We start from the raw sequence: 11,101 nt of genomic DNA on the forward strand, positions 1-11,101 counted from the left end.
CGACAACGATGTCGAAAGTACCGACCCCATCGCTGGCAGGCCAGCTCCCACAGGGATTGAGGGTGTACCCGGATTTTCAGGACACCCGCAGAACCTGTAGGAGTGAGCCTGCTCGCGATTGCGCAATGTCAGTCGACACGATGTTGAAAGTACCGACCCCATCGCTGGCAGGCCAGCTCCCACAGGGATTGAGGGTGTACCCGGATTTTCAGGACACCCGCAGAACCTGTGGGAGTGAGCCTGCTCGCGATAGCGCAATGTCAGTCGACAACGATGTCGAAAGTGCTGGCCCCATCGCTGGCAGGCCAGCTCCCACAGGGATTGAGGGTGTACCCGGATTTTCAGGACACCCGCAGAACCTGTGGGAGCTGGCTTGCCAGCGAAGAGGCCCGAATGGTCGGCGAAGATTACCCGGCCAACTCTGCCTCACGCACCCGCGCCCAATCCGCCACCAGCCGCTGCGGTGTCCCGCAGACTTTGCGTTTGTAGACGAAATGGCGGCATTTCTCGGCAAACTGGTTGCGGTTGTAGAGCATGTCTTCCTGCATCTCTTGCAACTCGCTCTCGCGGCATTCCTGCATTAACTGATGATCAAGGCGCAGCTTGCGTTCACGCACCGCCGCATAAGTCGGATCAGTCAGCGCACCGTTGGCCCGTTGCAGCAGCCACAAGGCAAATTCATCCGGGCAACGCGGGCCGATTTCCTGAACCATGCCCAATTGCAGCGCCTGACTGGCACTCACCGGCAGACACTCCTGTGTCAATTGCTCGGCCATTGCCGGGCCGACCGCGCGCGGCAGGCTGTAGGTCCAGTATTCCGAGCCATACAGACCCATGCTTTTATAATGCGGATTGAGCACGATATCGGCCCGGGCAAACACGATATCGGCGGCCAACGCCAGCATCACACCGCCGGCTCCGGCATTGCCGGTCACACCGCTGACCACCAGTTGCCGCGCACTGAGCAACTCTTCGCAGACATCGTCAATCGCCTGAATATTCGCCCAGGCCTCGGCGCCCGGGTCCGGTGCGGCCTGAATCACATTCAGATGCACGCCGTTGGAAAAACTGCCGCGCCCACCCTTGATCAACAGCACCTGAGTGTCGCGGGATTTGGCCCAGCGCAATGCCTCAACCATTCGCTGACACTGCTCAGTGCTCATCGCGCCGTTGTAGAACTCGACGGTCAACTCGCCGACATTCCCGGATTCGCGATAACGAATCGGCTGATACGCCTCACCGCTGAACGGCTGGCTGGCAATCGTCCAGTGCAGCGTCGGCACGCCCGCAAGCAGCCCGGCGAGCACATGTCGCGCCGGTTGCTTGAAGGTTTCCTCGCCGGGTTGTGGTTTGCGTCGCAGCGAGCCGATCCACAGGCTGTGATCGCCGGTTGCGACCAGCACCGCATCGTCATGCACCGCGAGAATTTCCCCGGGCGTGCCGGTACGCACATCAAGGTGCGCGTCATAAACGTAATACTGGTTACCTTCCAGACTGGCCAGCACACCCGGCTGACCGTCCGCCGCATCGATGCAGCGTTTGATGAACCGCGAACAGTCATGCCAACTGAAAGTGCGATCATCCTGCTTCATGTTCGGTTGCAGACGCCCGCGTACCTTGGGATCGGTGTAGTCCAGTGCCACCGGTTGAAAACCATCAATGAATTTTTCGACCACTTCGCGAATGCAGCGAATCGCCGCGTCACTGACCCGCCCGTTGTACAGCTCGGATTTGCGCAGCCCCGCCGGCAGATTGAATTCGCAAGTGGCCCAGACCGGCCCGGCGTCCATTTCTTCCACGGCTTGCAGGGCGGTGACGCCCCAACTCGCCAGCTCATTGCTGATCGCCCAGTCCAGCGCACTGGCGCCGCGATCACCGACGATGCCGGGATGAATGATCACCACCGGGCGCACCGGATTACTCCATAGCGCTTGCGGCACCCGATCCTTGAGAAACGGGCAGATCACCAGATCGGCGCCGCTGTTTTCGATCTGCTCGCACACGGCGTTTTCGTCGGTAAACAACACAACGCTGGGCGAATGCCCGGCCTGGCGCAGTTCCAGCCAGGCACGTTGGGTCAGGCCGTTGAACGCCGAAGCCAGCAGAATGATGTTGAGTGATCGCATGTGAGTTCTTCCTTGAAGGGGATCAGCCGCGGGCTCTCGGTGAGCCGTCCTTGGCTTTCGATGGAGCGGGAAGATTAGACAGAGGCGGGATCGGCATAACTGATAGAGGTCAACATTCTGTTAACCAGTGTTTACGCGGCGACGGAATGTCTTATGGCTAAAAGTTTTGTTGTGCTGATTTTTTATTCCTTCAAATGTATCCAGTGCTATAGCAAAGTCGCCCCCTGATCAGTGCCGGACGATCCCGGTAGAACGACGGTTTTCGCAGCGGGTAGACCCCCGTTTCAGGGAGCAAGACATGGGTGGAGTTGATAACCCGCATTACCAGATCATTGGGCAGATGTTCCAAAAGGACTATCGCTGGCTGTGCGCGGCCGTCAGCCGCACGCTCGGCTGCCCACACAGTGCGCAGGACATTGCCTCGGAAACTTTTTTGCGGGTGCTGGCATTGCCGGACCCGTCGGCAATCCGCGAACCGCGTGCGTTACTGACCACCATTGCGCGGCGGCTGGTCTATGAAGGCTGGCGCCGCCAGGATCTGGAGCGCGCGTATCTGGAGAGTCTGGCGCTGGCACCGGAGCCGGTGCATCCGTCGCCGGAAGAGCGGGCGCTGGTGATCGAAGCGCTGCTTGCGGTTGATCGGTTACTCAACGGTTTATCAGCCAAGGCCAAAGCGGCGTTTCTTTACCATCAACTCGATGGCCTGACCTATAGCCAGATCGGCGAACGCCTCGGTGTATCGACCAGTCGCGTGCAGCAATACATGGTCGAGGCGTTCAAGCGTTGCTATCAGGCGATGCAGGCATGAGGCCTGACGAAACGGTGATTGATGAAGCCGCGCAATGGATGGCGCTTTTGCAGTCGGGAGAGGTCAATGCAGGCGAGCATGCCGCGTTCGAGGCCTGGCGTGCTGCCGATCCGCGCCATCAGCAGATCATCGAGCAAATGGGCGGCGGTCTGAATCTGCTGCGCAATCCGACTCTGCGTGGCGTGCCACGTGACAGTCTGCTGCACAGTCTCAATGCGCCTTCGAGCCGTCGTCGATTTATCAGCGGTAGTTTGAGTGTGCTCGGGATTGCACTGTTGGCCGGGCTGCTTGGCCGGCGTTATGGCTGGCTGCCCGAAGCCGGGGAGTTGGCGACCGGTACCGGTGAGCGCCGTGACTTCACGCTGGAGGACGGCAGCGCCTTGACTCTGAATGCGCGTAGTCGGGTGATCGCCCGGTTCGATGCCGTGCAACGGTTGATGACATTGCGCGCCGGCGAGTTGTTGGTGGATGTGGCCAAGGACTCTGCGCGTCCGTTTGTGGTCGAGACCGAACACGGTCGGATGCGCGCCTTGGGGACTAAATTTCTGGTGCAGCAGGAAGACGACGCCACGCGTTTGGTGATGCTCCATTCGCAGGTCGAAGTGGTGACTCGCGGCGGTGCCCGGCAAGTGGTGGAGGCGGGCGAGAGTCTGTTGTTCGACGCTCAGAATATTCTCGCGCTGGAACGCAGCAACGGTCACGAAAGCGCCTGGGTGCAAGGTCGCCTGGAAGTGCGCGACCGCCCGCTGAGCGAGGTCATCGACGGCTTGCGTCGTTATCGGCGTGGCATTCTGCATCTGAGCCCGGAGGTTGCGGGTTTGCGCTTGAGCGGTCTCTATCCACTGGATGACAGCGACCGCACGTTGCAGTTGCTGGAGCGCTCGCTGCCGATCCGCGTGACCTGGCATAACCCGTACTGGGTGAGCATCGAGCCGCGCTCATAAACTTCAGAAACTGCGCTGACACCTGTAGGAGCTCACGAGTGCAACGAGGCAGCGATCTTTTGATTTTGGCGCCGGTTATAACCCCATAACTTCTCGGCCTAATCGGCGCCCTATAAAAAGCCTCGGCCCGCTGCTCATTCCCTGCAGATGCCTTCAACAGGGAAGCCCCTCGATGTTTTCATTCAAACAACAATTACCTCGATTGACCCTCGCCGCTGCGTTGGCCATGGGCCTGGCGCCATTGACGGTTTTCGCCGCAGAGCCTGCCGCCCAAGTGTTCACTTTCGATATCGCCAGCGGCCCGCTTGATGAAGTGTTGCTCGACATCTCGCGGCAGACCGGTGTGCCGATTTCCTTCAGCCAGAATCTGGTGCAAGGCAAGCGCAGTAGCGCTGTGCGCGGTGCGTTGGGTGGACGGCAAGCGGTGGAGAAAGCATTGCTCGGCAGTGGCTTGCAGGTTGATCAAAGCAGCCAGGGTTTGAGCGTCCGCGAAGGCGAGGCCCCGGCCAAAGTCACTGCGGTTACCGCGCCTACCAGCAGTGCCGATTACCGCATGGAAAAAGTCACGGTCACCGGCTCGCGCATCGCCCGTGCCCAGAGCGATGGCGCGACCCCGGTCAACGTCATCACCCACGAAGAGATGGAAGCGCGCGGCTATAAGAACGTCTACGACGCCTTGGCGACCCAGACGCAAAACACCGGCATGACCCAGGGCGAGGACTACGGCAACACCTGGCAGCCGGCCGCCAGCGCAATCAATTTGCGCGGCCTGGGCCCCAATCACACGCTGGTGCTGATCAACGGCCGGCGCGTCGCCGATTACCCGTCGGCGTACGACGGCAAGGTCAACTTCACCAACCTGGCGAACATCCCGTCAGCGGTCATTGAGCGCATTGAAATCCTCAGCAGCGGCGCCTCGGCGATCTACGGCTCGGATGCGATTGCCGGCGTGGTCAACATCATCCTCAAGAAACAAATCAACGGCATCGACGTCAACCTCAAGGGCGGCACAACCGAGCGCGGCGGCGGTGACAATCAGCGTTTGCAGATCAGCGGTGGTGGCAGTTGGGGCGACTTCGATGGTTTGTTTGGTCTCGAACTGACCAACCGCGATCCGATCTGGGCCGATGACCGTGGCTTTATGCAAAGTGGACCATTGGCCGATGTCGGTTATCGTCGTGACCTCACCAACAACCGTTACCTCGGTCCCGGTTGCGGCGCGTATCAGGGCACGTTCGACAACAAGTTGTTCAACAGCGGTGGCCGTTGCCGCACCGATCAGATGTACAACGATTACTGGACGATCCAGACGCAGAAAGAAAACTACGACGGCTACAGCCGTGGCACCTGGCATTTCAGTGACAGCGGCCAGGTATTTGCTGATCTGATGTACGGCCTCGATCACATTCAGAACAACACCCGTGGCCCGACATTTACCTCGCCGGATTTCATCAATCAGAACACCGGCAATCTGGAGCGCTGGTATCGACGTTACGGGGAAGAAGAAATCGGTGGGCGCACCAGCAACAACAGCAAATGGCGCGACACTTCGTGGACCGGCACTCTCGGTCTCTCGGACAAGATCGCCGACACTGGCTGGAACTACGATCTGGCGGCCAACCGCTCGGAATATCGCAGCGTCAGAACCACACGCTACACACCGTTGGCGTCGATTCAGGATTTCTATCTCGGTCAGCAGTTAGGCACTCGCGGCGGCTACCCGGTGTTCGCTCCGGATGCTTCGCGCCTCGACCGGACGCTGACGCCGCAGGAATGGGATCAGTTTCGCAGCAACCTGACGCAGACCAGCAAGTCGGTCTCGACCAGTTACAACGCCTCGGTCAACGGCGACCTGTTTGATTTGCCGGCCGGCCCGGTCGGATTCGCCGGAGTGCTGGAAGCGGGCAAGCAGGAATATCGCATCGATCCGGACGATGGCCTTAATGAGGGTACCTTCTACGGCACAAGCCCGGCGCAAAGCTCCGGCGGTTCGCGCAAGCGCTATGCGGCCGGTGGCGAGTTCAGTATTCCGGTGACCGACACCGTTCTGGCTACCGCCGCGGGGCGTTGGGATCAGTACAAATTCAGCGGTCGCACCGAGCAGCAAAAGACCTACAACCTCGGCCTGGAATGGCGTCCACTGACCAGCCTGTTGCTACGCGGCAGCTACGGCACCAGTTTCCGTGCGCCGGACTTGAACTACATCTATCAGTCCGACAGCAACGGCTATTACCCGGCGCAGATCGACTATTACGGCTGCAGCAAAGGCGTGGATGGCGCGTGTGATCGTGGGCGGGTCGACTACACCCAGAGCGGCACGCCTGATCTGGAGTCCGAACGCGGCAAATCGTGGACGTACGGCTTCGTCTGGTCGCCATCGCGCAACTTCGATTTCTCCACGGATTTCTGGCGAGTCGAGATCGACGACCTGCTGACCACCGTTGATGAAAACCGGCTGTTGCAGGACGAAAACGATTGCCGCAACGGCGCTCAGGACATCAATTCGGCAGCGTGCCAATCGACCCTGGCACGCATCGACCGCAACGCGGCGAATGCCGCTGTCGATCCGAATCAGTTGCAGCGGGTGCGGGTCAACGCGATCAACGCGGCCAGTGAGCGGGTCAGCGGCCTCGACTTCAAGAGCAACATCCGCTGGGGCGCCGGGCAGTATGGCGCGTTCAGTTCAGCGTTGGGTTACACCCTGGTGCTTTCGCATTACTACAAGGAGTCCGAGGAAGCACCGACGCAGGACTTGCGAACCTCGCGCAGCAACTACGACTGGCGCAGCAAGGTCAACGCCAGCCTGACCTGGGATTATCAGCAAGCCACGGCGACGTTGATGGGCATTCGTTATGGCTCGGTCACCAACGGTGCGGGGGATGGGCGACTGTCGCCATGGACCGTATTCAATGCCAGCGCACGCTACAAGCTCAACGACCGTGCCAGCGTCGGTCTGACTGTGAACAACGTGCTGAATCAGATCAAACATGATGACTCGGCGGGCTGGCCGTATTACCCGACGGGCAACTATGACCCGTACGGGCGGCAGTGGTGGCTGGATGTGAGTTATCACTTCGGCAGTTGAGTGCGAAGCGTCCTACGGAAACGGGCAGTCTTTTGGCAAAACAGCGGATATTTCCGACGACTTTTTCAGGTTGGTCGTCGGACGCGTGATCTATAGCATTTGGCATGACATTGAAGTCGCTCACGGCTTGGACGCTCAGGCCTCTGAAAACGGATGGATCATGCGAACACCACACTTGGAATACGAAACGCCTGTTTATCCCTCTCGCTATCACTGGCGCGACGATCGTGCCAGATGCCCTATGGAGGATGTCGCGGTGCCTAATGCAAAAGTAGCCCGGCTTACGGGACTGAAAAGGGCCGAGGGCAAACCTGTCGATTTGCTCGTGCATGGTCAGAACATCGGAGACGACGCCATGCGGATCGTTGACCTCACCGATGAAGGTTTTGAGTTGAACGACGTAGTCAGCATGCTTTCAACTTCAGATCTTTACCTGCAAGGCGACATGGTCAAACGTATAACCGGCAAGTCTGTCAGAACCGTGCGGCGGCTTTTGAAGGAAGGCAAATCGGTGCGGCTTGACCCGCTGCAGAGCGTCATTGCCTACCAACATGCGCTGGTGCTTGAAATGGCCACTCGGGCCTTCGGACGTCAATCGCGGGCAGAGGAGTGGCTGCAGAAACCCACCCCTTACATGAACGGTCGCGTGCCGCTGGAATTGATCCGGCATTTTCTGGGTTTCCAGATGGTGGAGCAGTACCTGGGGCAGGTCATCTACGGGGTTTACACATGAATCCCTTGCCTTGGGATGAGCATTGGTACGCCTGGCGGCTGGATCTCGAGATCTACGGATGTACGTGGGACCGCGGGATTGGTTCAAATCTGAATGGTGGTCGATGGAACATCCCCGGCCGGCGAGTCATTTACGCGTCAGTCGATCCGTCCTCGGCCATTCTGGAGGTGGCAGCCAATAGCAGTTTTGACAAGTTGGACAAGGAGGCTTATGTCTTGACGTGCTTTGAGGTCATCAGCGACGCGAAGGTCAAAATAGTGCAACCAGAGGATGTGCCGAATCCTTACTGGTTGAGCCCGGCAAAGCCGTCACCCAATCAACGACTATTTGCCGATGCTTTACTGGCTGAACATCCGTTTGTGCTGATCCCTTCTGCGGCGACCCGGCATTCGTGGAATTTGTTGGTGAGCTGCGAGCTGGCAGAGGGGCAGTTCAGGATGGTTTCCCAAGAACGATTTGGACTGGATACCCGGCTGCTGAGGGAAATGGTGCTAGCGTGAAACGCATTTGCCAATTGTGCATAACCTCATCACCCAACGGTCTAACCGGACCTCTATAAATCCTTATTCGCCGTCGCACATCCCTGCATAAACCAAAACGCAGGGATGGCTGTTCATGATTCGATTTTCACCCGTTAGAACCCCGTTGAGCCTGGCCTTGCTGATGGCAATCAACACCTTGCCGGCAGTCGCTGCCGACGAGCCCACTACTCAACTGCAAAGGGTGGAAGTCACCGGTACGGCGATTCGCCGGGTCGATGCCGAGACTGCGGTGCCGGTCACCATCCTGCGGGTTGAAGAACTGCGCGAGCAGGGAGTAACAACGACCGAGGAACTGGTCAGCCGGATTTCCGCCAACCAGTCTTCGGTCGGTTCGGGGCGGTCGGTGGGTTCGAGCAGTGGCGGGGCGTCGTATGCCGACTTGCGTGGCATCGGCCCGAACAAAACGTTGGTACTGCTGAACGGTCGACGTCTGAGCAACAACGCGACCAACGCCATCAATGGCTCTGGCGTCGATTTGAACACCATCCCGTTCGCCGCCATTGATCGCGTCGAAGTGCTGCGAGATGGCGCCTCCGCGCTGTACGGCACCGACGCCATCGGCGGGGTGATCAACTTCATCACCAAAACCAGTCTCACCGAAGGCCAGATCAGCACCAACTACGACACGCCGACACATTCGGGCGGGGGAGAAAGCCACAACTTCAGCGGCAGTTGGGGTTTTGGTGATTTGCAGGATGACCGCTTCAACGTGTTCGGTGTGGTCAGCTACGACAAGCAGCAACGACTGGCGGCCGATGATCGCCGCTACACCTATAACTATCAGCCCGCTCGCGGCCTCGATTACACCTCCGGCACTGCGTCACCGGCCAACTGGAGCCAGGGCAGCAACGCCACCAACCCGCTGGCGGGTTCCGGTTGCAACGCGCCGGGGCTGCTGGCGCGCAACGGTATCTGCCGGCAGAGCCTGTGGAATTACCTCGATCTGGTGCCGGAGACCGAAAAGACCTCGGCCTTCGCCAAAGCCACCGGCAAGCTTTCGGACGATCACAATGTCAGCCTCGAATACTTCTGGGCGCGCAATGAAAACCGCACGCAGATCGGCCCCGGCACCTTGATGGGCAATCAGGTCAACCCCGGCACCACGTTCTATCCGGGTAACGGCATTACACCGGGGCCAAACGGCTTTGCCCTTGATCCGACGCAGCCGGTCGATGTGAACTGGCGCGAAACAGCGGTTGGTGCCCGTCAACATGAAGATGACAACGTTGGCCAGCGTCTGCTACTGAGTTTCGACGGCAGTGTGGTCGGCTGGGATTACAACGTCGGCGCTTCGTACAACCAGAACAAAGTCACCAACAGCATCGACAGCGGATACGTAAACGATCATGCGATCAGCGCAGGGATCACCAACGGCGTGATCAACCCTTTCGGCGCGCAAACTGCCGCCGGGCAGGCACTGTTGGCGGCCAACGCGGTGGACGGCGACTACGCCACAGCCGTAGGGCGAGTGAAAGCGATTGACGGGCGTATCAGTCGCGAGATCGGCGACTGGTTCGGTGCCGGCCCATCGGGGCTGGCCTTGGGTGGCGAGTACCGCAAGGAGGATTTCCATCAGGACTTCGCGCAGTTTGCCGGTGATGTACAAAGCCTCGGCGTCGATCCAAACGGCAGTGTTGCCGGGGATCGCAGCGTCTCGGCCCAATACGCCGAGGTCAATGTGCCGGTGCTCGACAGCCTGGAACTGTCCGCAGCCGTTCGCCACGACAAGTACAGCGACTTCGGCAGCACCACCAACCCGAAATACTCGTTCCGCTTTCAGCCGTTCAAGGAGCTGGTAGTACGCGGCGCCTACAGCGAAGGATTTCGCGCGCCGTCGCTGTATGAGCTCTACAATCCGAACTACACCACATTCACCAATGCCAACTACAACGATCCGCGACTGTGCGCCGGAGGCAATCCGAGCAACGGCGGGATCGCCAACCGTGATTGCGCGCAGCAGTTCAATCGCAGCACTGGCGGCAACACCGATCTGAGCCCGGAAACCGCTCGTAACGTCACTCTCGGCTTCGTTTACCAGCCGTTCGAGCGCCTGACCACCGGGCTGGATTTCTGGTGGATCGACATCGCCAACCAGATCGCCGAGTTCCCGGAATCGGCAGTGTTCGAGAACCCGGAGCTGTATCCGGATCGCCTGATTCGCAAGCCTGACGGCTCCATTGATCACGTCATTACCGGTCTGGCCAACCTCGGCAAGATCAAGACCAATGGCGTCGACGTCAGCTTCGATTACCGCTTGCCCAGCACGCCGTACGGCAACTTCGGCATCGGCCTGCAAGGCACTTACGTCACTCGTTATGACTATCAGCAGCAGCTCAAGGGCGACTACATCGACAAGCTCGGCGATTTTCGTGGCGGCGACTTTGCCTCGGCCGGCGCCGTGGCTCGCTGGCGTCACAGCCTGACCGGCAGCTGGAACTACGGCCCGTTCGGCGCCGCGCTGACCAACCGCTACACCAGCGGTTATCACGATTCGGATCGTGAGACGCACGACTACGTCGGCTCCTACAACGTCTGGGATTTGTCCGGCACTTACACCTGGCGCAAGACGCTGAGCGTGACGCTGGGCGCGAAAAACCTGTTTGACCGTGAGCCGCCATTCAGCAACCAGACCTATACGTTCCAGAGCGGCTACGACCCGAAATACGGCGATCCATTTGGGCGAACGCTGTTCTCGCGGGTTACTTACAAGTTTTGAAAATGATCAGTCGGGGCGGTGGATAGTCACTTTTTGGTCTAAAGCCTGCCCTATAAAAATTGCTGGCCTGTTGCACATCACAGGTAGGCAGAAGGTGTTTTGACTGTTCGGCCACATCGCTGGCAGGCCAGCTCCCACAGAACTTGT

The 11,101-nt window shown here is 59.3% G+C and carries 7 protein-coding genes; 6 read left to right on the top strand and 1 reads right to left on the bottom strand.

The window, feature by feature from the left end:
- Window positions 1–407: 407 nt before the first annotated feature.
- Window positions 408–2,126 (bottom strand): hydrogenase maturation protein, encoded by a 1,719-nt coding sequence (locus ACIOZM_RS02955; RefSeq protein WP_401209366.1) that lies wholly within the window; start codon window positions 2,124–2,126, stop codon window positions 408–410.
- Between the two features lie 298 nt (window positions 2,127–2,424).
- Here ACIOZM_RS02955 and ACIOZM_RS02960 point away from each other — a divergent pair, with 298 nt between their 5' ends.
- The 6 genes from ACIOZM_RS02960 to ACIOZM_RS02985 all read left to right on the top strand — a co-directional run bounded on the left by ACIOZM_RS02960 (window position 2,425) and on the right by ACIOZM_RS02985 (window position 10,954).
- Complete coding sequence (locus tag ACIOZM_RS02960) at window positions 2,425–2,934, top strand: sigma-70 family RNA polymerase sigma factor (protein ID WP_401209369.1); 510 nt, start codon at window positions 2,425–2,427, stop codon at window positions 2,932–2,934.
- A complete protein-coding gene (locus ACIOZM_RS02965) occupies window positions 2,931–3,878 on the top strand; it encodes a FecR domain-containing protein (RefSeq protein ID WP_401209371.1) in 948 nt (315 codons plus the stop codon). The genes ACIOZM_RS02960 and ACIOZM_RS02965 overlap by 4 nt, the downstream gene beginning before the upstream one ends.
- Window positions 3,879–4,050: 172 nt before the next feature.
- The gene (locus ACIOZM_RS02970; RefSeq protein WP_401209373.1) at window positions 4,051–6,963 is read left to right on the top strand and encodes a TonB-dependent receptor domain-containing protein; all 2,913 of its coding nucleotides are present in this window, start codon (window positions 4,051–4,053) and stop codon (window positions 6,961–6,963) included.
- A 241-nt stretch (window positions 6,964–7,204) separates the two neighbouring features.
- Window positions 7,205–7,696: an antitoxin Xre/MbcA/ParS toxin-binding domain-containing protein gene (locus ACIOZM_RS02975; protein ID WP_401209697.1), complete on the top strand. Its 492-nt coding sequence runs from the start codon at window positions 7,205–7,207 to the stop codon at window positions 7,694–7,696.
- Window positions 7,693–8,196, top strand: coding sequence for an RES family NAD+ phosphorylase (locus ACIOZM_RS02980; protein WP_401209376.1), 504 nt, complete (start codon window positions 7,693–7,695; stop codon window positions 8,194–8,196). The genes ACIOZM_RS02975 and ACIOZM_RS02980 overlap by 4 nt, the downstream gene beginning before the upstream one ends.
- A gap of 115 nt (window positions 8,197–8,311) precedes the next feature.
- Window positions 8,312–10,954, top strand: coding sequence for a TonB-dependent receptor (locus tag ACIOZM_RS02985; protein WP_401209379.1), 2,643 nt, complete (start codon window positions 8,312–8,314; stop codon window positions 10,952–10,954).
- Window positions 10,955–11,101 lie beyond the last annotated feature (147 nt).

It is taken from the genome of Pseudomonas sp. NPDC087346 (assembly GCF_044744235.1).
Lineage (GTDB): Bacteria > Pseudomonadota > Gammaproteobacteria > Pseudomonadales > Pseudomonadaceae > Aquipseudomonas.

Excerpts from the sequence above, each read along its gene's own strand:
- ACIOZM_RS02980 (WP_401209376.1), top strand. The coding sequence starts at position 7,693 with ATGAATCCCTTGCCTTGGGATGAGCATTGGTACGCCTGGCGGCTGGAT.
- ACIOZM_RS02970 (WP_401209373.1), top strand. The coding sequence starts at position 4,051 with ATGTTTTCATTCAAACAACAATTACCTCGATTGACCCTCGCCGCTGCG.
- ACIOZM_RS02955 (WP_401209366.1), bottom strand. The coding sequence starts at position 2,126 with ATGCGATCACTCAACATCATTCTGCTGGCTTCGGCGTTCAACGGCCTG.
- ACIOZM_RS02975 (WP_401209697.1), top strand. The coding sequence starts at position 7,205 with ATGGAGGATGTCGCGGTGCCTAATGCAAAAGTAGCCCGGCTTACGGGA.
- ACIOZM_RS02965 (WP_401209371.1), top strand. The coding sequence starts at position 2,931 with ATGAGGCCTGACGAAACGGTGATTGATGAAGCCGCGCAATGGATGGCG.
- ACIOZM_RS02985 (WP_401209379.1), top strand. The coding sequence starts at position 8,312 with ATGATTCGATTTTCACCCGTTAGAACCCCGTTGAGCCTGGCCTTGCTG.
- ACIOZM_RS02960 (WP_401209369.1), top strand. The coding sequence starts at position 2,425 with ATGGGTGGAGTTGATAACCCGCATTACCAGATCATTGGGCAGATGTTC.